Source organism: Pseudomonas sp. BN607 (genome assembly GCF_029871175.1).
Classification (GTDB): Bacteria; Pseudomonadota; Gammaproteobacteria; order Pseudomonadales; family Pseudomonadaceae; genus Aquipseudomonas.
The window spans coordinates 162,666-184,795 of record NZ_SSOE01000028.1; the positions used below are offsets into that span (position 1 = coordinate 162,666).

21 protein-coding genes are annotated in these 22,130 nt (G+C 62.6%); 3 read left to right on the forward strand and 18 right to left on the reverse strand.

The window, feature by feature from the left end; translation table 11 throughout:
* Positions 1–43 precede the first annotated feature (43 nt).
* The 10 genes from E8E68_RS07035 to ubiE all read right to left on the reverse strand — a co-directional run bounded on the left by E8E68_RS07035 (position 44) and on the right by ubiE (position 7,708).
* Positions 44–1,621, reverse strand: coding sequence for a methyl-accepting chemotaxis protein (locus tag E8E68_RS07035; RefSeq protein WP_280340362.1), 1,578 nt, complete (start codon positions 1,619–1,621; stop codon positions 44–46).
* A gap of 101 nt (positions 1,622–1,722) precedes the next feature.
* Positions 1,723–2,430, reverse strand: coding sequence for a 16S rRNA (uracil(1498)-N(3))-methyltransferase (locus E8E68_RS07040; protein WP_266029101.1), 708 nt, complete (start codon positions 2,428–2,430; stop codon positions 1,723–1,725).
* Positions 2,427–3,215 (reverse strand): twin-arginine translocase subunit TatC, encoded by a 789-nt coding sequence (tatC, locus tag E8E68_RS07045; RefSeq protein WP_280340363.1) that lies wholly within the window; start codon positions 3,213–3,215, stop codon positions 2,427–2,429. Before tatC ends, E8E68_RS07040 begins: the two co-directional genes overlap by 4 nt.
* Positions 3,212–3,592, reverse strand: coding sequence for a Sec-independent protein translocase protein TatB (gene tatB, locus E8E68_RS07050; RefSeq protein ID WP_110745100.1), 381 nt, complete (start codon positions 3,590–3,592; stop codon positions 3,212–3,214). Before tatB ends, tatC begins: the two co-directional genes overlap by 4 nt.
* Before the next feature lie 3 nt (positions 3,593–3,595).
* Entirely contained in the window at positions 3,596–3,868 is a 273-nt protein-coding gene (locus tag E8E68_RS07055; protein WP_209969551.1) for a twin-arginine translocase TatA/TatE family subunit, read from the reverse strand.
* 25 nt (positions 3,869–3,893) lie between these two features.
* Positions 3,894–4,229 carry a phosphoribosyl-ATP diphosphatase gene (locus tag E8E68_RS07060; RefSeq protein ID WP_016489563.1) on the reverse strand — a complete coding sequence of 112 codons (336 nt, stop codon included), beginning with the start codon at positions 4,227–4,229 and terminating at the stop codon, positions 3,894–3,896.
* Between the two features lies 1 nt (position 4,230).
* The gene (gene hisI, locus E8E68_RS07065; RefSeq protein WP_064490835.1) at positions 4,231–4,623 is read right to left on the reverse strand and encodes a phosphoribosyl-AMP cyclohydrolase; all 393 of its coding nucleotides are present in this window, start codon (positions 4,621–4,623) and stop codon (positions 4,231–4,233) included.
* A 72-nt stretch (positions 4,624–4,695) separates the two neighbouring features.
* Positions 4,696–6,318 carry a ubiquinone biosynthesis regulatory protein kinase UbiB gene (gene ubiB, locus E8E68_RS07070; RefSeq protein ID WP_280340364.1) on the reverse strand — a complete coding sequence of 541 codons (1,623 nt, stop codon included), beginning with the start codon at positions 6,316–6,318 and terminating at the stop codon, positions 4,696–4,698.
* Positions 6,315–6,938, reverse strand: a complete 624-nt coding sequence (locus E8E68_RS07075; RefSeq protein ID WP_280340365.1) for an SCP2 sterol-binding domain-containing protein — start codon at positions 6,936–6,938, stop codon at positions 6,315–6,317. Before E8E68_RS07075 ends, ubiB begins: the two co-directional genes overlap by 4 nt.
* On the reverse strand, positions 6,938–7,708 hold the full coding sequence (gene ubiE / locus E8E68_RS07080; RefSeq protein WP_110745096.1) for a bifunctional demethylmenaquinone methyltransferase/2-methoxy-6-polyprenyl-1,4-benzoquinol methylase UbiE: 771 nt from the start codon (positions 7,706–7,708) through the stop codon (positions 6,938–6,940). Before ubiE ends, E8E68_RS07075 begins: the two co-directional genes overlap by 1 nt.
* Before the next feature lie 124 nt (positions 7,709–7,832).
* On the opposite strand from ubiE, the gene E8E68_RS07085 reads away from it, so the two are divergent.
* The gene (locus E8E68_RS07085) at positions 7,833–8,108 is read left to right on the forward strand and encodes a polyhydroxyalkanoic acid system family protein (protein ID WP_003249289.1); all 276 of its coding nucleotides are present in this window, start codon (positions 7,833–7,835) and stop codon (positions 8,106–8,108) included.
* Between the two features lie 19 nt (positions 8,109–8,127).
* Here the strand turns inward: E8E68_RS07085 and E8E68_RS07090 are convergent, their stop codons facing one another.
* Positions 8,128–12,888, reverse strand: coding sequence for a DUF6543 domain-containing protein (locus tag E8E68_RS07090; RefSeq protein ID WP_280340366.1), 4,761 nt, complete (start codon positions 12,886–12,888; stop codon positions 8,128–8,130).
* 179 nt (positions 12,889–13,067) lie between these two features.
* On the opposite strand from E8E68_RS07090, the gene E8E68_RS07095 reads away from it, so the two are divergent.
* Together E8E68_RS07095 and E8E68_RS07100 are read left to right on the forward strand one after the other, a co-directional pair.
* Positions 13,068–13,487: a phasin family protein gene (locus E8E68_RS07095; RefSeq protein WP_110745094.1), complete on the forward strand. Its 420-nt coding sequence runs from the start codon at positions 13,068–13,070 to the stop codon at positions 13,485–13,487.
* 10 nt (positions 13,488–13,497) lie between these two features.
* On the forward strand, positions 13,498–14,289 hold the full coding sequence (locus E8E68_RS07100) for a phasin family protein (RefSeq protein WP_266029106.1): 792 nt from the start codon (positions 13,498–13,500) through the stop codon (positions 14,287–14,289).
* A gap of 121 nt (positions 14,290–14,410) precedes the next feature.
* On the opposite strand, the gene E8E68_RS07105 is transcribed toward E8E68_RS07100, so the two are convergent.
* From E8E68_RS07105 to hslV, 7 genes are all read right to left on the reverse strand, one after another.
* Positions 14,411–15,025 (reverse strand): TetR/AcrR family transcriptional regulator, encoded by a 615-nt coding sequence (locus E8E68_RS07105; protein ID WP_110745092.1) that lies wholly within the window; start codon positions 15,023–15,025, stop codon positions 14,411–14,413.
* Between the two features lie 13 nt (positions 15,026–15,038).
* Positions 15,039–16,721 (reverse strand): class II poly(R)-hydroxyalkanoic acid synthase, encoded by a 1,683-nt coding sequence (phaC, locus tag E8E68_RS07110; RefSeq protein ID WP_266029107.1) that lies wholly within the window; start codon positions 16,719–16,721, stop codon positions 15,039–15,041.
* 52 nt (positions 16,722–16,773) lie between these two features.
* Complete coding sequence (phaZ, locus tag E8E68_RS07115; RefSeq protein ID WP_110745090.1) at positions 16,774–17,625, reverse strand: poly(3-hydroxyalkanoate) depolymerase; 852 nt, start codon at positions 17,623–17,625, stop codon at positions 16,774–16,776.
* 61 nt (positions 17,626–17,686) lie between these two features.
* Positions 17,687–19,366, reverse strand: coding sequence for a class II poly(R)-hydroxyalkanoic acid synthase (gene phaC, locus E8E68_RS07120; RefSeq protein ID WP_280340367.1), 1,680 nt, complete (start codon positions 19,364–19,366; stop codon positions 17,687–17,689).
* A gap of 268 nt (positions 19,367–19,634) precedes the next feature.
* Positions 19,635–20,012, reverse strand: coding sequence for a DUF971 domain-containing protein (locus E8E68_RS07125; protein WP_266029122.1), 378 nt, complete (start codon positions 20,010–20,012; stop codon positions 19,635–19,637).
* A 158-nt stretch (positions 20,013–20,170) separates the two neighbouring features.
* On the reverse strand, positions 20,171–21,514 hold the full coding sequence (gene hslU / locus E8E68_RS07130; protein WP_280340368.1) for an ATP-dependent protease ATPase subunit HslU: 1,344 nt from the start codon (positions 21,512–21,514) through the stop codon (positions 20,171–20,173).
* A gap of 76 nt (positions 21,515–21,590) precedes the next feature.
* Entirely contained in the window at positions 21,591–22,121 is a 531-nt protein-coding gene (gene hslV, locus E8E68_RS07135) for an ATP-dependent protease subunit HslV (protein WP_003249309.1), read from the reverse strand.
* Positions 22,122–22,130: the final 9 nt, after the last annotated feature.

The window sequence follows — 22,130 nt, forward strand, 5'->3', positions numbered from 1 at the left end:
AGTTACCCTCGAAGAGGCCCGGCCGGGCGATCGTTGGGTCAGATCACAGCCTGAACCGCCCAACCAGCCCTTGCAAATGGGTGCCCAACCGCGCCAGTTCCACGCTGGAGCTGGCTGTCTCCTCACTGGCCGCCGAGGTCTGGTCGGAAATATCCCGAACATTCATCACGCTGCGGTTGATCTCCTCGGCCACCGCCGTCTGCTCCTCTGCCGCCGTTGCAATCTGCTGGTTCATCGCCTGGATCGACGACACCGTACGGGTGATGGTTTCCAGCGAGCTGCCAGCACGGCGGGTCAGCTCGACGCTGCTGTCGGTCAGCTGGCGGCTGTTGTCCATCACGCTGGCCACCCGTTGGGTACCGCTTTGCAGGCCGGCAATGAGTTCTTCGATCTCTTCGGTCGATTGCTGGGTGCGCTGAGCCAAACTGCGCACTTCATCGGCAACCACGGCAAAGCCACGCCCGGCCTCGCCGGCGCGGGCGGCCTCGATCGCCGCGTTCAGGGCCAGCAGGTTGGTCTGCTGGGCCACCGACTTGATCACGTCGAGCACGCTGCCGATCTTGTCGCTTTCGGCCTTGAGCTGGTTCATGGCTTCGCTGGAATTGACCACTTCACCCGCCAGGCGCTCGATCTGCGCCACGGCCTCACCCACTACACGGTCGCCTTCACGGGCTTGCTGGTCGGCCATCAAGGCGGCTTCCGAGGCTTGCTCGGCGTTGCGGGCCACCTCGTGGACGGTAGCGGTCATCTGGTTCATGGCGGTCGCCACCTGGTCGGTCTCGACCTTCTGGTTATTGACCCCAGCGCTGGTCTGCTCGGTAACGGCCGACAGCTGCTCGGCAGCGCTGGCGATCTGTGTGACGCCGTCGCCAATGCCGCCGATCAGTTCGCGCAGGCCCTGGGTCATGCGCTGCATGCTGGCTTGCAACTGGCCTAGCTCGTCGCGGCGGTCCACCTGCAAGTTCAGGGTAAGGTCGCCACTGGCCACGCGTTCAGCAGCGCGCAGGGTATGGCGCAAGGGGATGATGATCTGCCGGGTGATGGCCCAGGCTGCCAGCAAGCCGAGGACCAGTGCCAACGCGGTAGCCGCAGCTAGCAGGGTCTTGGCGTTGGCTGCGCCGGCATCGCGCACCTCGGTTTGTGAGGTGGTCATCGCCTGGCTGGTTTGCAGCAGCACCGTGCCTTGTTCGGCCATGCGCCGCAGGGCTTGCTCTGTGGCGTCGGGATCAGCCGCAGATTGCTTGAGGTCAGCGAAAGCCTGCCGATATCCGCTTACCGCTGTCATTTGCTGCCGAAGGCGCTGCTGGTCCTCGGGTTTTTCGATCTGGCCAAGCATCAACTGGACCTGGCGCTCAAGGTTGTTCAACGCCTTTTCCAGCTCTGCTACGGCTGCATTGTCACGGTTGCGTTCGTAGTGTTGGCGGGCAATGCGCAATTCCTGGGTGTACTGATGAATCACCGAGATATTCCCCAGCTTGTCACCTCGATCAATGATGCTATCCATGCCCATCCAACCCGTAAGGGTAATGGCCAGGGTCAACAGCAGCACCAGGCCAAAGCCCAGCCCCAGTTTGCGATTGACGCTCACATTGCCCATCGATTGGGCTAACCATTGATACATGTACGACTCCCCGGCGGCTTGGCAGCACAAATAGTTGTTGTGTTGCCAAGGCCATCGGCCCGGGAGAAGGAAACTTGATGGGCGAAAAAGGGGTGTTTGCGTCAGAAAATACGCGAAAGCAACGCGGTGACGGCGGTCTCTACCCGCAGGATGCGATCGCCCAGTTGTACCGGTGCCAGGCCAGCTTTGCCCAGCAGCTCGATTTCATAGGGTATCCAGCCGCCCTCGGGGCCGATGGCCAAGGTTACGGGTTGGTCCACCGCACGCGGGCAGGCAGGGTAGGGGCCGGGGTGGCCAACCAGCCCCAGGGTGCCGGCGGCGATGGCAGGCAGGCGGTCTTCGACGAACGGCTTGAAGCGTTTCTCGATGACTACCTCGGGCAGCACCGTATCACGTGCCTGCTCCAGGCCGAGGATCAGGTTTTCGCGAATGCTCTCGGGCTGCAGAAAAGGTGTTTGCCAGAAGCTTTTCTCGACCTTGTAGCTGTTCACCAGGATCAGCCGTGATACGCCGAGGGTAGCCACGGTCTGGAACAGTCGACGCAGCATTTTCGGGCGTGGTACCGCCAGCACCAGGGTCAGCGGCAGCTTGGCCGGTGGTTGCTGGTCGAAGGCCACTTCAAGTTCGGCTTCGTGCTTTTCCAGGCGCAGCACCGTGGCCTTGCCCATCAGGCCATTGATGCGGCCCACGCGCAGGTTGTCGCCCACTGCCACGCGGTGGATTTCCTGCATGTGGGTGAAGCGTCGATCAGCAAGAACGACACGGTCGGCCGAGACGAAGTCGGCCTCTTCAAGAAGCAACAGGTTCACGGTTGGGTCGCTGGTGGCTGGTCGTTATGGTCGTCGGCGGTTTCGTCGTGGGCGCTGCGCTTGCGGATCAGGCCGCCACACAGTACGCCGATCTCGAACAGCAGCCACATGGGCACGGCCAGCAACGTCTGCGAGAAGATGTCCGGCGGGGTAAGGATCATGCCGACCACGAAGCAGCCGATGATCACATAGGGGCGGATCTTTTTGAGATATTTCACCTCGACCACGCCGATCCACACCAGCAGTACGACCGCTACCGGGATTTCGAAAGCCACGCCGAAGGCGAAGAACAGCGTCATCACGAAGTCGAGGTAGTTGGCGATGTCGGTCATCATCGCCACGCCTGCCGGCGTGGCAGCGGCGAAGAACTTGAACATCAGCGGGAACACCAGGAAGTAGGCAAAGGCCATGCCGGCGTAGAACAGCAGGATGCTCGATACGAGCAGCGGAATGGCAATGCGCTTCTCGTGGCGGTACAGCCCGGGGGCGATAAAGCCCCAGATTTGCTGGAGGATGAACGGGATGGCCAGGAACAGCGCCACGATCATGGTCAGCTTGAACGGCGTGAGGAACGGCGAGGCCACGTCGGTGGCGATCATCGTTGCATTGGCCGGCAAGTGATCGCGCAGCGGGGCGGAGACCAAGGTGTAGATCTGCTGGGCGAAAGAGAACAGCCCGGCAAAGATCAGGAAAATGACAGCAACGCAGCGCAGCAGGCGGGTGCGCAGTTCGGTCAGGTGCGAAACCAGCGGCATTGGCTGGTCGTGTTCCGGGTTCTCGCTCATGGGGCTCGCGGCGGTTGAGGTGGTTCAGAAGAAGCGGCCGGGGTGGCAGCTGGCTCGACAACCGGCCTGGTTTCGAGCCCGGCAGGTGGCTGCACACTGGCCGTGGTCACTGGCGGCTGTGCGGGTGGCGCTAGCGGGTTGAGGATGCGCTTGGCTTCCTCTTCCATCTGCAGGATGTGCTCATTATGCAGCTGGCGGCGGATGTCGTCGGCACCGATTTCGCGCTCGACCTCCATCTTGATGCTGTTGAAGCTGCGCTTGAGCCGCCCGATCCACAGGCCAGCCGTGCGGGCGGCACCCGGCAGGCGCTCGGGACCGAGCACCAGCAGGGCGACCAGGCCGACGAGCAGCAGCTCGCTGAAACTGATGCCGAACATGGGTCAGTCTTTCCGCTGCGGCTCTTGGACCGGCTGGGCCTGGCCTTCGATGGTGTGGCCTTGCTGCGGCTGGGCGGTGTTCTGCACCGGCGGCACTGGTTGGGCAGGCGGCGGAGTCTGCTCGGCCGGCTTGCTCTCTTCTTCGTTCATGGCCTTGCGGAAGCCCTTGATCGATTCGCCCAGGTCGCTGCCGAAGTTCTTCAGTTTCTTGGTGCCGAACACCAGGACCACGACGACCAGCAGGACAATCCAGTGTTTCCAGTCAAAAATACCCATGGTGCTCTCCTAGAATGCGTTGTGCTCAAGCCGAAGGCTGGCGAGCGGCCTTTTCATCGTGCCCGGACAGCCCGAAACGGCGATCCAGCTCATCGAGTACGGCTTGTGGATGCTGGCCCAGCGCGCTGAGCATCACCAGGCTATGAAACCACAGGTCGGCAGTTTCGTAGATGACATCGCTGTAATCCTTGCTGACCGCGGCATCCTTGGCGGCAATGATCGTTTCGACCGACTCCTCGCCAAGCTTTTCAAGAATCTTGTTCAGGCCCTTGTGGTACAGGCTGGCCACGTAAGAGCTGTCAGGTGCCGCTTGCTTGCGTTCTTCAAGCACTTCGGCCAGGCGGTTGAGGGTGTCGCTCATGTCAGTGTCCTGCGCTGTAGATGGCATCCGGGTCCTTCAGGACCGGGTCGACGATTTTCCACTGGCCGTCTTCGAAGACGCGATAAAAGCAGCTTTCACGGCCGGTATGGCAGGCGATATGACCCAGTTGCTCGACCATCAGGATGATCACGTCGGCGTCGCAGTCCAGGCGCAGCTCATGCAGTTTCTGCACATGCCCGGATTCCTCGCCCTTGCGCCACAGCTTGCCACGCGAACGCGACCAATAGATGGCGCGTTGCTCGGCGGCGGTCAGGGCCAGGGATTCGCGGTTCATCCAGGCCATCATCAGCACGCGTCCGGTCTTGTGGTCCTGGGCGATCGCCGGTACCAGGCCATCGCTGTTCCACTTGATCTCGTCCAGCCAGTCTTTCATCGTCGACTCCAAAGCGGGCCCGCTCCTGTACCGGGCCATTTGCGCTAGTGTGCCAGCCACAGGCGCGGCTGGCTATTGGCGCACGATCAGGTAAAGGCCCGCAGCCAGCATCAGCCAGGCTGGCCAGGCAACCGGGGCGGCCAGGCTGGCGGTTTCGGCAGCACCTGCGGCTAGAACTGCGCCACCGCCCAGCAGGCCTGCGCCCAGCAGGCGCAGCGCCCAGCGGTCGCCCTGACGACGGCGCTCCGGCAGTTGTGGATCGTGCAGGTGAGGCTGCGACAGGCGTTCGAGCAGGTCGCGGGTCATGCCGGCCAGGTGTGGCAGTTGTTCTACCTGGCTGTGCAGGTTGCCGAACACGGCCTTGGGGCTGTAGCGGTCGCGCATCCAGCGTTCGAGGTACGGCTTGGCGGTGCTCCACAGGTCCAGGTCGGGGTACAGCTGACGACCCAGGCCTTCGATGTTGAGCAGGGTTTTCTGCAGCAATACCAACTGTGGCTGCACTTCCATGTTGAAGCGCCGTGCGGTCTGGAACAGGCGCATCAGCACCTGGCCGAAAGAAATATCCTTTAACGGTTTTTCAAAGATCGGCTCGCACACGGTGCGAATCGCTGCTTCGAACTCGTTCACCTTGGTGTTTGCCGGCACCCAGCCCGAGTCGATGTGCAACTGGGCGACGCGGCGGTAGTCACGCTTGAAGAAGGCAAACAGGTTGCGCGCCAGGTAGTCCTGGTCCTCGGCGGTGAGGCTGCCGACGATGCCGCAGTCGATGGCAATATACTGCGGGCTCCACGGCTTGACCGTGCTGACGAAGATGTTGCCGGGGTGCATGTCGGCATGGAAGAAGCTGTCGCGGAACACCTGGGTGAAGAACACTTCCACGCCGCGCTCGGCCAGCAGCTTCATGTCGGTGCGCTGGTCGGCCAAGGTAGCCATGTCGGTCACCGGTACGCCGTAGATGCGCTCCATCACCAGCACCTTGGGGCGGCACAGGTCCCAGTACACCTGGGGCACGTACATCAGCTCGGAGTCTTCGAAGTTGCGCCGCAGCTGGCTGGCGTTGGCAGCCTCGCGCAGCAGGTCGAGCTCGTCGTAAATGGTTTTTTCGTAGTCGCCGACGATGTCTACCGGGTGCAGGCGACGGGCATCCGCCGAGGCGCGTTCGGCAGCCTTGGCGATCAGGAACAGCCAGGCCAGGTCCTGGGCAATGACCGGCTTCAGGCCCGGGCGCACGACCTTCACCACCACCTCTTCGCCCGTTTTCAGGCGTGCGGCATGCACCTGGGCCACCGAGGCCGAGGCTAGCGGTTCGACGTCGAAGCGGCTGAACACCTCGCCGACCTTCGCACCGAGCTGTTCCTCGATCAAGGCCACGGCTTTTTTCGGGTCGAACGGTGGCACGCGGTCTTGCAACAGCATCAGCTCGTCGGCGATGTCGGGTGGCAGCAGGTCGCGGCGGGTGGACAGCAGCTGGCCGAACTTGATGAAGATCGGCCCCAGGTCCTGCAGCGCCAGGCGCAGGCGTGCGCCACGGCTGAGTTCGGTGGGCTTGCGTGGCAGCCAGCGCCACGGCATCAGCAGGCGTACGCTGGCCAGCCACCAAGGCAGCAAGGGTTGTTCGAACAGCAGGTCATCGAGGCGGTAGCGGATCACCACACGCTGGATGCGAAAAAGACGTCGGACGGCGAGCAGCTTCATGCGTTATCGCTGGTATCTAGGGATCGGGAGAGGCGCTTGAGGCGCGCTTCGAGGCGTTCTGTATCAAGCTTCAAGGCATCGAGCTCGCTGAAGGCGGCTTCCGCTTCGCGCTTGCCGACAAGGGTACGGGATTCTTCGGCCAGGTATTCGGACAGGTTCTGGCTGAAACGTGCCAGGCCTTGGCGAGTCCAGCGAGCGCGCAGGCGGATATGGCCGGCCAGCATGGCCGTGGCGACCGGGCCAAGCCAGCGTTGCAGCTCGTGTTCCCAGTCCAGCTCCAGGTCCTGTAGCACACCGAACAGGTCGAGCAGTACGGCGCTGTCGCCGTGTAGTTCGACCTGCGGGCTGTGCAGCACAGCGGTCTTGTCCTTGACCAGGGCCAGTTGCGCCAGGCTACCCGCGGGGGCGCGCAGGCTGCAGTCGACCTCGCCCTCCCAATGGGCGGCGAGCATCAGGCCCTCTTCATCGGGCAGAATGAACACCTGCAGGGCCGGTTGGCGGCAGTCGATCTCGATGACCTTGCCCTCAAGCGCGGCCAGCCGCGGCAAGGCCGTGCTGTCTAGGCGCAGGACGCGATTCAGGCCATGTTCGACGCTGGCGAGCAGCCCGGCCAGCAGCATCAGGGCTTGATCCCCCGGTGCACGGCAACGATGCCGCTGGTCATGTTGTGGTAGGTGACGCGGTCGAAACCGGCCTCGACCATCATGCTTTTCAGGGTTTCCTGATCGGGGTGCATGCGGATCGACTCGGCCAGGTAACGGTAGCTCTCGGCGTCATTGGTGATCAGCTTGCCGGCCAGCGGCATGAAGGCGAACGAGTAGGCGTCGTAGGCCTTGGACATCAGCTTGTTGGTCGGTTTGGAGAATTCCAGGATCAACAGGCGGCCACCGGGCTTGAGCACGCGCAGCATCGAACGGATGGCGGCGTCCTTGTGGGTGACGTTGCGCAGGCCGAAAGCGATGGTCACGCAGTCGAAGTGGTTGTCTGGGAAGGGCAGCTTTTCGGCGTCAGCCTGGACGAACTCGATGTTGCCGGCCACGCCGCGGTCCAGCAGGCGGTCACGGCCAACCTTGAGCATCGAATCGTTGATGTCGGCCAGCACCACCTGCCCGGTCGGGCCTACCAGGCGCGAGAACTTGGCGGCCAGGTCACCGGTACCGCCGGCGATGTCCAGCACGCGGTTGCCGCTGCGCACGCCCGACAGCTCGATGGTAAAGCGCTTCCACAGGCGGTGCATGCCGCCTGACAGCACGTCGTTCATCAGGTCGTATTTGGCGGCCACCGAGTGGAACACTTCGGCGACTTTCTTCGCCTTCTGGCTTTCAGGCACGTCCTGGTAGCCGAAATGGGTGGTGGGTTCGGCGTGTTCGCCTTTGCGCTGGTCGTTCATATCGCTTCACCGGAAAAAATTACTGCCATTCTAGGGCGAACGGGCGGATTTGTCTTGGCGGGGTGTGCCAGGGGGCAGGCGCGGGCATAATGCCCATTATGTCTACATTTCCAGGAACGCCCGCATGACCCAGATCAGCGTCGAACGCAAACACTCCCTAGGCCGCGATGCCGCCCGCGCCAAAGCCGAAGCGTTGGTCGACAAGCTCAGCCGCGAATATGACCTCAAGGCCACCTGGAACGGTGACCGGGTCGATGTGGCGCGCAGTGGCGCCAATGGCAGCGTGCACATTGGCGACGACAGCATCCGCGTCGAGTTGAAGCTGGGCATGATGCTGTCGATGATGAGCGGCACCATCAAAGGCGAAATCGAGCGGGCGCTGGACAAGGCCCTGGCCTGACCTGGGGCTGACCTGCTGGCTATCGTGGCGGGGTCTCCGGGAATGGAATGATGCCGATCACCTGGTCAAGGCGCAGGTCGCCGCGGTAGATCGCGATGCGCTCGCGCGCGTCTGCGGCCTGCTCGAGCATGGCCTTGCGGCCTCTTACACCTGCATCCCAGAACTTGAGGTGGCCCTTGACGAAGTCGTGGGCGCTCGCGTCCAGGCTGGGATAATGAAAGTGCGCCTCCCACAGCACCCGGCGAGGCGCTTGCACATCACGCACCTCGTAAACGTCGAGGTAATCATGGGCGTGACGTAGCTGGCGGCGAATCACGGTTTGCCTGATCCGTATCCGACCCTGCTCAGCCAGGAAGCGCAGCGCCTTGCCGTCGGGATGGCGGGTGTTCAGGTAGGCGTCGGTGAGTAGCCGAAGCCTTTCGTGGTGGACACGGTCTACCGCTGCACGCAGGAGGTCAACCAGGCCGTTATCCAGCGGGTTGTTGAGCTCGCTCAGCTGCTGTTGCACTTCGCGCATGTCACCGGCCGGCCATTCCAGAAAGTCGCTCAGGCTGTTGGGCTCATCGGCATAGTGAGCGGCGAAGGCGATTTTCCCATCCACCTCTGCCAGCAGGCGGTTCGCTCGTTGGCGCACCTGTGCCCGGTCACGTTGGGCAGGCCGTGCTTGCTCAGCCACGGCATGCCACACCCCGTCGCGTTGCGCGAAACTGCCTGCTGGCTCATGGTTGAACGCATTACGCTGAATTGCCCGGTTGCCCACTTGGTCGACTTCCACCAGCAGCGGTCGACCTCGGTCGATGCGGATGACCCGCCGCCTGACGGTCGTGGGGCGATGGCCGGGGGAAGGCGGAGGTGGGCTGATGCCGCTGTCGACGTTGGCCAAGGTGGCGCTCAGTTGTTGCTCCGTGACCTGGGTCATCGTGGACAATTCGCGTATGTATTCGTCCAGCACGTCCGTGACCAGCGCCGGCGAGTCCAGGGTCTTCATGTAATGGGCGCGGTCCAGCACGGTACGGTACTTCTGAAGGATATCTTCAAGCAGTTCGGCCTTGACCTGGGGTGGTTCTTCGGTAGCTGCCAGCCCGTCGTGGCTCCATACCATGCGGCTCAACTCGAGGTTGCTGAGCGGCGCGCGCATGGTAAGCAGGTGCTCGGCCATGTCCGCAGAGAGCCGCGTCTTGTCGACGACGAGGTAAGCCAGGTCACTGAGCAACTGTGCCCGAATGACCAGTGTCGAATAAGTCCTGCTCCGATTGGTCTGGGCGAGCTTCGTGGCTTTATTGGCAAAATCGATCTTGGGGTCATCGAGCGCCTCCGCCAGCGTCCGGTCCAGACGCTGGCTGGCGGCAAGCAGGCGGCGGCTGGCCTGGCAGGAATCGTGCACCCGTTCGCGATAATCGAGGTAATGCTGGATATCTTCGGCGGTCTGGGGGACGCGGCGTAGCCCTGCGGCCTGTGCGCTCAATGCCTGGTGGTCGACCTGCTCTAGCAAACGGCGGCACAGCAGCATGTCGTTTTCTATGGCAGCACCGTACCAATTACCGTATTGACGTCGGTTCTGGGGACGATCGTCGTATTTGCTGAACCGCGGTTCGGCCATTTCCTTGAACACTTCGATGTTCCCATGCAACAGCGTACTTTGTCGCTCCAGGTAGAGCGCGGATGCCCTGATTTCAGGCAATTGGCGTAAGCGTTGGGCCTTCAGTGCCTGCTTCTGAAGCTGCAATGCTGGCGGCAGTGAAGTGCGCTCCTGCTCCGGTAATGCATCTATAGCCCGGCTGTACTGCAGAGCGAGCTCGTCATAAGCCTGCAGTTGCACTCCGCTGCGCTCCATGAGTAGCCCCACCCGATTCAGCGCTTGTTGATTCGCCGTGGCGGTTGCGCTCAACATGCCGAACCGTTGGCGGTTTTCAGCGTTGATGGTGTGCCTGTCCTTTGGCATGCCGCCAAAGACGCCTACGTTCAAAGACCATTGTTCATGCCAGCGCGTAAGCCATGGCCCTTTTTGCCGTTCACGACCAACGATGTGGTAACCGTCCGGGTCGCCATTCCATTGCGACACCCATTCGCTGCTGCTCGGCTCGGGCCCGATGATCTGCATGCCGTTCCAGGTCTCGATGACCTCATAGGCGTCATCGCCGAGCTTGACGTAGTACCGGCCGGCGATGCTGTACAGCCCCCGCAGACGGCCCTTAGCCAGTGGCACGTGCCCTTCCAGCGGCTGCGAAGCTTGCAGTTGGGCCATTGACTGACGCACCTGGGGCGACAGCTTGCTCAGGCTCTGCTCCTCACGCCAGGCATTTACCCGCATGATCCTGGGCTGCGGCGGCTCGACGGGGGCCTGCCAGGGTTTCTCCTGTGGCTGCTCGACCGCTGGCGGCGGGGAATCTTCCTTCGGCGCAGGGCCTGAAAAACGGAGCGTAGCGGCCTCTTCGCTGTTGGTGGGTGGCGTTGCAGGGCGGTGGGCAAGGAGCAAGGCCAGGTTGGTGATCAGGTCTATGGCTGCGACGATCTTGTCGTCACCGCTGCGCTTGATCAGCGCCTCCACGTCTTCCTTGGCTGCCGACAGCGCCACCACCAGCCACACCAGGGTGGTCATCGGGCCATGCCAAAGTTGGGTGACGGTATTGAAGATCGCCCAGGCGGCCTCCTTCACCAAAGCCCGCACTTCTTGAGCATTCGAGACGCTGTTGCTGGCTGAGGCCAATAACATGGTCTCGATGCGGGCGTTGAACAGCTGGGTGTCCAGATCTTCCGTCCACGCCTGGAACGAGACCTGGACCGGGCCTCTGAGGCGTTGCAAAAGGCCGTCCAGCAGCTCGACCGGCACATTGAGCAGGTGCGTCAGCGTGGTAATGTTCGGGTGCAGGTGCGGGTGCTCGAACCCGTCGTTCTGGTAAATCGGGCGCGCTTCGTCGTCAACCCAAGCCAGTACGCTCTCTTGCAGTTCGCCCCTGCTGCGGATTGCGCCCATCAGCAATTCGAGGCTGGAAAATTCCTGCAACGCCTTGTCGGCATAGAACGGGCGGTACAAAACCCAGCTGCGGCTCGCCGGTATTTCGATGATGAACATCCCGTGCGCTACATCGCTTGCCGAAGCGCCGGGCGCGCAAAGGAACGCCAGGGGGGCGATACGCAGTCGGTCCGCGCCCACGTCCATGCCTTGGCAGAACCCGAGGAGTGCCTGGCTTGCGGTTTCGCCAAGCTGTCGCTCGATTTTGGCCTTAAGGGTGCTGAACCGAAGGGCGTAACGCCATTCCCGGGCATGCTGCCGGATTCGCTCGGCCCTGCGCGGTTGGGTGTTGACTTGGCCCTTGAGGTAGGAGGGGTAGTGACCGCCTATGTCGACCTGATGAATAAGGCCCCTGATCTGGTCGATGCTCAGCCAGCCGGTCACAGGCGAGCCGTCCGCGAAACTGATGCCGCTCATCACCTCGCCAGCCTGCAGCCGCAGGCGTGAAATCGCCAGGTCAGTGAGGGGCACCGTGTGCAAGAACAGCGACTGCCCTTGTGCGCCGGCGCCAATGATGGCCTGGGAAATGCGGATGTGCACATCGTTCGGTTCGTACGACGCCATGTCTGGGTAGCTGCTCTGTAGGGTCTCGCGCAAGCGGCGAGCGGCGTAATCACGGATATCTTCGACATCGCCCAGCGATGTGCGGCCCTTCGACCGCCCTTGGTTCGCAGCCAGGTCGAGCAGTGCGGTGTGGTAGGTGTAACGATCCTGGGCGTTGGCATTGGCCAGCCATTGCGGTGGACTGACGGCTGGTGCAGCCTGATCCCACGAAGGCAGGTTGACGAAGTAGGCTGACGGGTCGCTCACTTGACGTAGTTGCCGCTCTAGCTCTTCGATGGTCGCCACGCCACCGATGCGCAGGCGGCCGATGTCATCAAGGATAGCGTTCAGCAGTTGCCGGGCCTGGAAGGCGAACGGGCGCCCACGCACAGGTGTATGGGCCCAGGACAACGTCTGGAAGCGATAGCGTTGCGCTAACTGCCGCTGCAGCGCGGTAGCGAATCTGGCCAGGTCCACATGGCGATGAACCGAACCGCAGGGCCTGCACTGCAGCAACAGACTGCGGCCTCCAGTCGTGATGCTGACCAACAAATCCGGCAGGGTGATGGTGTGTGTGCCTTCATCCGTTCCTAGCGTGGCTTGGACTGCCTCGATGACCAGGCCGTCGGGTACCCCATCGAGCAGTGCATAGATGGCAGCTTTTTCATCATCGTTGAGCCCCTGGCGAGGGAGGCTCTGAAGCAATGCGGCGTGGAGGGTGTGCTCCAACCAGAGCATGCGCGAGGTTTGGCTGTGTTCGTCAAGCCCGTTCCAGAAGCCGATCTGGGCTTGTTGGAAGGCGGGTATCAATGCGCCGAGCACCGTATCGAAATCATCGTTGAGCTTCGCCAGGTCCGGCATGATCGCGGGGTGGCCGATGTTGTCCTGGCCTTGTTCCTGGATTTGAAACACCTGGGGTGGGCTGATGCTTAGCGTGTCCGCGGTGCCCAGTTGCACGGGTTCCTTTGCTAGAAAATGCCGCAGCAGCTCGTCCAGCAGCCCGCTCTGACGTGCTGGGTCATCTGTACTGGCCGGTGCATGCAGGATGACGAATGGGTCGAGCGACGTCAGGTGAGGATGGTTGCGCTGTAACCATGGATAGCGGTCGGCGAAAGTCTCGAATGCTTCCTTGGATAGTACGTCCCGCAGGCGCGGGCGATTGGAGAAACAGGCTGCCACGCTTTGCTTGAACGTGAGCCTGGGTGGGGTTGCTACAGCAGTCATGGCGTCGATGTCCGTGAAATGAGGCCTGCGACGCTAGCGCTGTGGTCAAAATGGTTTGCGGTATATAAGTGCTCCAACCAACACCTTAGGGTGAGGTTTCTAATTTTCTTCCCTACCTTAGGCTCAAGCCCAGCCTCCGTGGGCGGTTTCCCACCACTCATGAGCATGAGGTACACAGCATGGCCAAAGTGAATGTGAAGAAAAAAGACGAAGCCCTGGGCACGCTTGGTGAGGTGCGCGGCTACGCGCGCAAAATCTGGTTGGCCGGTATCGGCGCCTACGCCCGCGTCGGCCAGGAAGGCTCCGACTACTTCCAGGAGCTGGTCAAGGCCGGCGAGGGTGTCGAGAAGCGGGGCAAGAAGCGCATCGACAAAGAGCTCGATGCTGCCAACAACCAGCTCGATGAAGCTGCCGAGGAAGTCAGCCGCGTACGCGGCAAGGTCGAAATTCAACTCGACAAGATCGAAAAAGCTTTCGACGCACGGGTAGGACGCGCCTTGAATCGCCTTGGCATTCCGTCTAAACATGACGTTGAGGCGCTGTCGATCAAGCTTGAACAGCTGCACGAGCTGCTTGAGCGCGTCGCGCACAAACCATAAGGAGAGCAGGATGGCTGGCAAGAAGAACACCGACAAAGAAGGCAGCTCCTGGGTCGGCGGGATCGAGAAGTACTCCCGCAAGATCTGGCTGGCGGGGCTGGGTATCTATTCGAAGATCGACCAGGACGGCCCGAAGCTGTTCGACTCGCTGGTGAAGGATGGCGAGAAGGCCGAGAAGCAGGCGAAGAAGACCGCCGAAGATGTTGCTGACACTGCCAAGTCCTCGACCACTTCGCGTGTGTCTGGCGTGAAGGACCGTGCACTGGGCAAGTGGAGTGAGCTCGAGGAAGCCTTCGACAAGCGCCTGAACAGCGCCATCTCGCGGCTTGGTGTGCCGAGCCGCAACGAGATCAAGGCTCTGCACCAGCAGGTCGACAGCCTGACCAAGCAGATCGAGAAACTGACCGGTGCTTCGGTTACGCCGATCTCGTCGCGCGCCGCTGCGGCCAAGCCTGCAGCCAGCAAGACTGCGGCCAAACCGCTGGCCAAGGCAGCGGCAGCCAAGCCAGCGGCCAAAACCGCGGCGGCCAAGCCTGCAGCTAAAACGGCAGCGGCCAAACCTGCTGCCAAGCCGGCGGCCAAACCTGCTGCCGCCAAACCTGCCGCCGCCAAGCCTGCGGCGGCCAAGCCAGCGGCAGCGAAGAAACCTGCGGTGAAGAAAGCACCGGCCAAACCCGCAGCCGCAAAACCCGCAGCCCCTGCGGCCAGCGCCGCACCGGCCGCTACCGCAGCACCGACACCTGCCACTGCCCCGGCCAGCAGCGCCCCGTCGGCACCAAACGGCACCGGTACCCTGATCTGATACCGCGTCGCCTTCTTCGCGGGCTTGCCCGCTCCCACAGTCACAGCGCAGATCAGCAGGTCAGCGCAAGCACTGTGGGAGCGGGCATGCCCGCGAAGGCCCCAGCGCCGAATCAACCGGCCTACCCCTCCAGATACCGCACAGCCAGTTGCTCCGCCGCCGCCCGGGCCTGGGCCTGCAGATGCGGCGCCACCAGCATCATCACCTGGTACACCACAATCCCCACATCCCCCTCGCGCCCCAGCACCCGCTGGTAATCCAGCGAGAACATCAGGGTCAGGGTGATCTGTTCCACCAGTTGCCCCAGCGCCGGGGTGTCACTCTCCACCAGCCCCTGGCTCTTGAGGCTGGCCAGCAACGCCGCCAGCGTACGCTTGAGCGCATTGATCAGGCTGCGCATGCCCCGCGCCAGCTTGGGCAGACGCCCGGTCAGGTTCGACAGGTCCTGGAACAGAAACCGGTATTGCGCCATCCGCTCGACGATCAGGTGCAGGAACAGCCAGTAATCCTCAGCGTCCAGGCGCACCTCCAGAGGCGGATCGAGCAGAGGCATCAGTGCCTCCTCGAAACGCTCGAACAGCCCCAGCACCAACGGCTCCTTGCCGTGGAAGTGGTAGTACAGGTTGCCTGGGCTGATGCCCAGTTCGTTGGCAATCTCCAGGGTAGAAACGTTCGGCTCGCCCTGCTGGTTGAACAGTTGCAGGGCGCATTCGAGGATACGGTCGCGGGTCTTCATCCAGTCAGCGTGCTCATCGGGTCAGGACATAGGTGCCTGGCGCGGGGCCTAGCGGTGGGTAGGTGGCGTTGCCCAGCTCCGTCCGTGGTGCCTTGAGCGGGCCCGATCGCGGAGTGATCCACTCCAGCCACAGCGGCCACCAGCTGCCTTCGCTGCGCTTGGCGTCATGAAACCACGCACGCGGGTCGCTGCTCAGCCTGGGGTTGGCCAGGTAGTAGGCCTTGGGGTTGCCGGGCGGGTTGATGATGCTCTGGATATGCCCGCTGTTGGCCAGCACGAAACGCCGTTCGCCGCCCAGCAGCAAGGCCGAGCGGTACACCGCGTCCCACGGGGTGATGTGGTCGTTGCTGCCGGCCACGGTAAAACTGTCCAGGTTGACCTGCTGCAGGTCGATCGGCGTGCCGCACACTTCAAGCCCGGCCGGGTGGGTCAACGGGTTCAGCTTGAAGAACTCCAGCAGGTCGCCATGCAGCGCGGCAGGTAGGCGAGTGCTGTCGGCATTCCAGTAAAGGATGTCGAAGGCCGGGGGTGTCTTGCCGAGCAGGTAGTTGTTGACCCAATAGTTCCAGATCAGGTCGTTGGGCCGCATCCAGGCAAAGATCCGCGCCACCTCGGCGCCGTCCAGTACGCCGCGTTGATACGAGCGGCGCTTGGCGGCTTCGATCGTCTGCTCATCGGCGAACAGGCTGGCGGGGCTTTCGAACTTGCTGTCCAGCAGGCTGACCAGATAGGTCGCACTGCGCACCCGACGCAACTGTTTCCTGGCTTGCAGGTGGCCTTGCAGGGCCGCCATGGTCAGGCCGCCAGCGCAGGCGCCCATCAGATTGGGGTCGCGGTTGCCGCTGATGCTGCGGCAGGCATTCAGCGCTTCTTCCAGGGCCTGCACATAGCTGGACAGGCCCCATTCACGGTGGCGCGGATCAGGGTTGCGCCAGCTGACCATGAACACCTGCAGGCCGTTCTTGAGCATGTACTGGACGAAGCTGTTGGTCGTGCTCAGGTCGAAGATGTAGAACTTGTTGATTTGCGGCGGCACGACCAGCAACGGGCGAGCGTGCTGTTTTTCGCTCATCGGCTTGTACTGGATCAGCTCCAGCAGTTCGTTGCGAAACACCACCGCGCCCGGGGTCGCTGCCAGGTTGCCGCCCACTTCGAAGGCACGCTCGTCGACCTGCCGTGGAAGGCCATCGTTGTGGCGCAGGTCGTCGAGCAGGTGCGCTACGCCACGCACCAGGCTCTGACCACCGGTGTTGAACAGCTCCTTGACCGCCAGTGGGTTGAGCAGCGAGTTGCTGGGTGCCAGCGCATCGTTGATCAGGTTGAACAGGAAATGCGCGCGTGCGCGATCATCGTCGTGCAGGTGGCTTTCGTCGATCCACTGGCGGGTCTGCTTCTGCCACGCCAGGTAGGCCTGCAGGCCGCGGCGGTAGAAAGGGTTCTGGCTCCAGGTCGGGTCACTGAAGCGCGCGTCACGTGGGTTCGGCTGGTAGGGCGTGTCGCCCAGCATCACCCGGCCCAGTTGCCCGCCAAGGGCCAGCAGATGATGGGCCGTGTGCAGCGGGTGGCGCAGGCCGTGGCGGCCGACATTGCGCAGTGTGGAAAGCAGGTCGCGGCCGCGCAGGCCGAGCATGGCGTTCTGCACGTTCATGCTGGTGGCGGGGAGCGTAGTCGATCCTTTGGCCGGTTTGTCTTTCATGGCAACACTCCCTCGTTCTGGCCATGGCGCCGCTTCGCGGGCAAGCCCGCTCCTATACGCCCGATGCCGGGCGAGGGTGCATGACTGCGCGCTGACGTTCTTGTTGGAGGAACTTCATGATGATCGGGGCGACGGCCTCGGCCCGGGTAATCAAGAACAAATGGCCGTCGTCGATAATATGTAGCTGGGCATTGGGAATCCGCCAAGCCAGCAGGCGCATGTTGATCAGCGGGATCAGCGGGTCGTCGTCGCCGGCCAGTACCAGGGTTGGTTGCTGGATCTTGTGTAGCCAGTGGATGCTGGTCCAGCCCAGCCCGGCAAACAGCTGCCAGTAATAGCCCAGCTTGCCGCCAGAGCGCACCTTGGCGGCATGGTGCATGGCCAGGTCCGGGTCACGCCGGAAGCCGCCGCCATAGATCATCGGTGCAATGCGGATGACATGCGACGGCTGCACGTAGCGCCTTGGGCTGGCCATCATCCACAGCACCTTGGGCTTGCCGGGCACCATCACCGCACCAGCGGCAGTGGCAGCCAGCACCAGCTTCTTGCAGCGCTCGGGGTAGTCGTGGGCGAACTGCTGGGCCAGGGCGCCACCCCAGGACACGCCGATGACATTCACCTGGCCGTAGTCGAGGTAGTCGAGCATGCGTGCCGTCAGCTTGGCCAGCCCGGGGAAGCGGTACGGGCGGCGGGGCGTGGATGAGCCTCCGACCCCGGGTACATCGAAGGCGATCACTTCCAGGTCCGGATCCAGTGCTTCGATGAACGGAAACACCAGCTCCAGGTTGGCGCCGATGCCGTTGAAGATCAGCAACGGCGTCAGGTGTGGCTTGCCCGGGCGGACGGCGGTACGAATGGACTGGTCGTCCAGCTCGACGGTCCTGAAGATATAGGGTTGCGGCATGCGCGTGACTCTTGGGTGAAATGAACACCGTGGCGCCCGCAGGCCGCCACGGCGCTGCAACTCAACGCTCGTGAACGTAGGTGCCCGGTGCGGCTTCGCCAGCGGCATAGGCACGGTTACCCAGCCGGGTTGGCGCCTTTTTCAGCTCGCCGGCACGCTCGGACAGCCAGCTTTGCCAGTGCAGCCACCAGGAGTCGGCGTGTTTGGTGGCATTTTCCTGCCAGGCCACTGGGTCGCCCGGGCGATCGGCACCGGTCATGAAGCGCGCCTTGGGGTTGCCCGGCGGGTTCAGAATGCTCTGGATATGGCCGCTGTTGGACAACACGAATTCGATCTTGCCGCCGAACAGGTGCGCCGAGCGGTAGCACGACTGCCAGGGGGTGATGTGGTCGGCGGTGCCGGCAACGCTGAAGATGTCACACTGAACTTGCTTCAGGTCGATGGGCGTGCCGCACACTTCCAGGGCGTCTGCGCGGGTCAGCGGGTTGCTCTTGAACATTTCGATCAGGTCGCCATGGAAGGCGGCCGGCAGGCGTGTGGTGTCGTTGTTCCAGAACAGGATGTCGAACACTGGCGGCTCGTTGCCCAGCAGGTAGTTGTTGACCCAGTAATTCCAGATCAGGTCGTTGGGGCGCATCCAGGCGAACACCTTGGCCATCTCGCTGCCTTCCAGCACGCCCGCCTGGTAAGAATGGCGCTTGGCCGCCTCCAGGGTCTGTTCGTCGACGAACAGTGCCACTTGGGTGTCCACCGTGGTGTCCAGCACGCTGACCAGCAGGGTCAGGGCATTGACCTTGTGTTCGCCAATGGCGGCATAGTGGCCCACCAGCGCGGTGCAGGTGATGCCGCCGGAGCAGGCACCGAGCATGTTCAGGTCCTTGCTGCCGGTAATCGCCAGCACCGCGTCGACCGCTTCCTTGAGCGCGTCGATGTAGGTGGACAGGCCCCACTCGCGCTGGGCCTTGGTCGGGTTGCGCCAGCTGATGATGAAGGTTTGCTGCTGCGAGCGCAGGCAATAGCGGGCGAGGCTTTTCTCCGGGCTCAGGTCGAACACGTAGAATTTGTTGATCTGCGGTGGCACCACCAGCAGCGGGCGGGCGTGCACCTGTTCGGTGATGGGGCTGTACTGGATCAGCTCCAGTACATCGTTGCGGTACACCACTGCACCTTCGCTGGTGCCCAGGTTCTTGCCCACTTCGAACGCGTCCATGTTGACCTGGCTGGGCATGCCGCCGTTGTTGACCATGTCCTTGGCCAGGTTCGACAGGCCGTCCAGCAGGCTCTTGCCGCCGGTTTCGAAGAAGCGCTTGACCGCTGCCGGGTTGGACAGGGTGTTGGTCGGTGCCATGGCCTCGGTCATCAGGTTGATGACGAACTGGCCGCGGCTGATGTCCTGGGGAGAGAGGTCGCTGCTGCCGATCCAGTCCTGCAGCTCCTTGCGCCAGGCCAGGTAGGTTTGCAGGTAGCGACGGTATAGGGGGTTGTTGCTCCAGGCTGGGTCATTGAAGCGACGGTCGTCGCTTTCCGGGGCCAGGCTGGACTTGCCCAGCAACACGTTCTTCAGCTCCAGGCCGAAGTGGGCCACATGCTTGGCGCTGTGAAGCGGTTGGCGCACGGCCTGGCGTAGTACGGTACGTGCCGAGCTCAACAGGTCCTTGCGGCGAATGCCGATGACCGGGTTCAGCCCCAGGGTGTTTTCCGAGGCCTGTCGCTGCAGCTCATCGTTGTTCTTGTTACTCATCTACGACGCTCCGTTGTCCTGAGACGAGTACCGGTTGCTGTGGCGGGCGCACAGCCCTGAGCCCGGTACTGCTACTCGGGTGACCAGTGATAAGGAACAGCGGTGCTGCTGGGGCTCTGACTGCCTGCAAGTTGATGCAGGGATCTTGCCATACCCATTGGTTACCCGACTTTCATGTAATGCGCAAGACAGCCCGTCACTGGGCTGTCTGTAAGTCATTCAAACAGATGTATTTAGAAAATGCGCTCTAAACCCCGCAGGGCTTGCGCTAGAGCATGAGTTTGACAACGGATTCGGCCGGGTCGCGCGATTTTCCGGCCTTGTGCAGCTCGTCGAGGTATTCGGCCCACAGCTGTTGCTGGCGCAAACACAGCTGCTCGAGGTATTCCCAGGTGAACAGACCGCTGTCATGGCCGTCGTCGAAGGTCAGTTTCAGTGCATATTGGCCGGCGGGTTCAAGGCCACTGAGGCCGACGTTGATCTTGCCGAACTGGAGGATCGGGTTACCGTGGCCTTGGACCTCGGCGGAGGGGGAGTGCACGCGCAGGAATTCGGCGGGCAGGGTGTAGACCTCGCCGGGGGCGTACGTAAGGCTGAGGGTTTTCGAGGCTTTGTGCAGGTTGATGGCGGTGGGCAGGCGGGCCATGGGCAGAATCTCTCGGGAGCTGATGAAGCACAGCTTCCAGCTTATGGTGGAGGGATTCAAGGGGCCTCTTCGCGGACAAGCCCGCGCCTGCACCGATCACCGCAGGCCCAAGGGATGGGGTGACGTGTACAGGCGCGGGCTTGTCCGCGAAACCGGTCTTACAAGATGTAACGCGACAGGTCTTCGTTCTGCGCCAGCTCACCCAGGTGGCTGTTCACATACGCCGCGTCGATCTGGATCGGCGCTTCGTCATGGGTGCTGGCCAGGTCACCGGCACTGAACGACACCTCTTCCAGCAAGCGCTCGAGCAGGGTGTGCAGGCGGCGGGCGCCGATGTTCTCGGTTTTTTCGTTGACCTGGTAGGCAATTTCGGCAAGACGCTTGATGCCGTCGGCGACAAACTCGATGTTCAGGCCTTCGGTCTTCAGCAACGCCTGATACTGTTCGGTCAGCGATGCATGCGGCTCTTGCAGGATGCGCTCGAAGTCCTCCGGGGTCAGTGCCTTGAGCTCCACGCGAATCGGCAGGCGGCCTTGCAGCTCGGGCACCAGATCGCTTGGCTTGCTCAGGTGGAACGCACCCGAGGCAATGAACAGGATGTGGTCGGTCTTGACCATGCCCAGTTTGGTATTGACGGTGCAGCCTTCGATCAGTGGCAGCAGGTCACGCTGCACGCCTTCACGGGACACATCGGCGCCGCCCACATTGCCGCGTTTGGCAACCTTGTCGATCTCGTCGATGAACACGATACCGTGCTGCTCGACCGCTTCCAGGGCCTTGGCCTTGAGCTCTTCCTCGTTGACCAGGCGGCTCGCTTCTTCATCACGAACCATCTTCAGCGCTTCTTTCACCTTCAGCTTGCGCGCCTTGCGCTTGCCTTTGCCCATGTTGGCAAACAGGCTTTGCAGCTGGTTGGTCATTTCTTCCATGCCTGGCGGTGCGGCAATTTCCACACCTACGGCATCGGCCACTTCAATCTCGATTTCCTTGTCGTCCAGCTGGCCTTCGCGCAGGCGCTTGCGGAACAGCTGGCGGGTGTTGGAGTCGCTGCTGCTCTGCGCGGCTTCTTCGCTGAAGCTGGTGACGCGGGCCTGCGGCAGCAAGGCGTCGAGGATGCGGTCTTCGGCAGCGTCTTCGGCGCGGTGGCGCACGCGGATGATCTCCTGCTCGCGCAACATCTTCAGTGCGGCATCGGCCAGGTCACGGATGATCGACTCGACGTCACGACCAACGTAGCCCACTTCGGTGAACTTGGTGGCTTCGACCTTGAGGAACGGCGCGTTGGCCAGCTTGGCCAGGCGGCGGGCGATTTCAGTCTTGCCGACACCGGTAGGGCCAATCATCAGGATGTTTTTCGGGGTGACTTCGGCACGCAGCTCGGCAGGCAGCTGCATGCGCCGCCAGCGGTTGCGCAGGGCAATGGCCACGGCGCGCTTGGCGTCGTCCTGGCCGATGATGTGGCGGTTGAGTTCGTGGACAATCTCGCGGGGGGTCATGGACATGATGAAAATGGTCCTTGGGCAGGTGAGTCAGCGTGGAAAAGCCCCGTCACCGGGATGGGGCGCCAGAACAGCTGAATCAGTCGGCCAGGTCCTGCTCCTCGATGGTCAGGTTGTGGTTGGTGAACACGCAGATGTCGCCAGCGATGTTCAGGGCGGTTTCGGCGATTTCACGGGCCGAGAGATCGGTCTTGTTCAGCAGGGCACGGGCTGCGGCCTGGGCATAGGCGCCACCGGAACCCATGGCGATCAGGCCGTCTTCAGGTTCGACCACGTCACCGTTGCCGGTGATGATCAGCGATGCGTCTTTGTTGGCCACAGCCAGCATGGCTTCCAGGCGGCTCAGGGAACGGTCGGTACGCCATTCCTTGGCCAGCTCGACGGCGGCGCGGACCAGGTGGCCCTGGTGTTTCTCAAGCTGGCCTTCAAAGCGCTCGAACAGGGTGAAGGCGTCGGCGGTGGCACCGGCAAAGCCTGCGATGACCTGGCCGTGGTACAGGCGGCGGACTTTCTTGGCGTTGCCTTTCATCACGGTGTTGCCGAGAGATACCTGGCCGTCGCCGCCCATGACGACTTTGCCGTTACGGCGGACAGAAACGATGGTGGTCAAGGGGAGAGT

What these genes read in the sequence shown, in the direction of transcription:
- E8E68_RS07105 (WP_110745092.1), bottom strand. Translation starts at nt 15,025, where the DNA reads ATGAAGACCCGCGACCGTATCCTCGAATGCGCCCTGCAACTGTTCAAC.
- phaC (WP_266029107.1), bottom strand. Translation starts at nt 16,721, where the DNA reads ATGAAAGACAAACCGGCCAAAGGATCGACTACGCTCCCCGCCACCAGC.
- ubiE (WP_110745096.1), bottom strand. Translation starts at nt 7,708, where the DNA reads ATGAACGACCAGCGCAAAGGCGAACACGCCGAACCCACCACCCATTTC.
- phaC (WP_280340367.1), bottom strand. Translation starts at nt 19,366, where the DNA reads ATGAGTAACAAGAACAACGATGAGCTGCAGCGACAGGCCTCGGAAAAC.
- E8E68_RS07090 (WP_280340366.1), bottom strand. Translation starts at nt 12,888, where the DNA reads ATGACTGCTGTAGCAACCCCACCCAGGCTCACGTTCAAGCAAAGCGTG.
- phaZ (WP_110745090.1), bottom strand. Translation starts at nt 17,625, where the DNA reads ATGCCGCAACCCTATATCTTCAGGACCGTCGAGCTGGACGACCAGTCC.
- tatC (WP_280340363.1), bottom strand. Translation starts at nt 3,215, where the DNA reads ATGAGCGAGAACCCGGAACACGACCAGCCAATGCCGCTGGTTTCGCAC.
- E8E68_RS07035 (WP_280340362.1), bottom strand. Translation starts at nt 1,621, where the DNA reads ATGTATCAATGGTTAGCCCAATCGATGGGCAATGTGAGCGTCAATCGC.
- E8E68_RS07055 (WP_209969551.1), bottom strand. Translation starts at nt 3,868, where the DNA reads ATGGGTATTTTTGACTGGAAACACTGGATTGTCCTGCTGGTCGTCGTG.
- E8E68_RS07075 (WP_280340365.1), bottom strand. Translation starts at nt 6,938, where the DNA reads ATGCTGCTGGCCGGGCTGCTCGCCAGCGTCGAACATGGCCTGAATCGC.
- ubiB (WP_280340364.1), bottom strand. Translation starts at nt 6,318, where the DNA reads ATGAAGCTGCTCGCCGTCCGACGTCTTTTTCGCATCCAGCGTGTGGTG.
- E8E68_RS07060 (WP_016489563.1), bottom strand. Translation starts at nt 4,229, where the DNA reads ATGAGCGACACCCTCAACCGCCTGGCCGAAGTGCTTGAAGAACGCAAG.
- E8E68_RS07100 (WP_266029106.1), top strand. Translation starts at nt 13,498, where the DNA reads ATGGCTGGCAAGAAGAACACCGACAAAGAAGGCAGCTCCTGGGTCGGC.
- E8E68_RS07085 (WP_003249289.1), top strand. Translation starts at nt 7,833, where the DNA reads ATGACCCAGATCAGCGTCGAACGCAAACACTCCCTAGGCCGCGATGCC.
- E8E68_RS07125 (WP_266029122.1), bottom strand. Translation starts at nt 20,012, where the DNA reads ATGGCCCGCCTGCCCACCGCCATCAACCTGCACAAAGCCTCGAAAACC.
- E8E68_RS07095 (WP_110745094.1), top strand. Translation starts at nt 13,068, where the DNA reads ATGGCCAAAGTGAATGTGAAGAAAAAAGACGAAGCCCTGGGCACGCTT.
- hisI (WP_064490835.1), bottom strand. Translation starts at nt 4,623, where the DNA reads ATGAAAGACTGGCTGGACGAGATCAAGTGGAACAGCGATGGCCTGGTA.
- tatB (WP_110745100.1), bottom strand. Translation starts at nt 3,592, where the DNA reads ATGTTCGGCATCAGTTTCAGCGAGCTGCTGCTCGTCGGCCTGGTCGCC.
- hslU (WP_280340368.1), bottom strand. Translation starts at nt 21,514, where the DNA reads ATGTCCATGACCCCCCGCGAGATTGTCCACGAACTCAACCGCCACATC.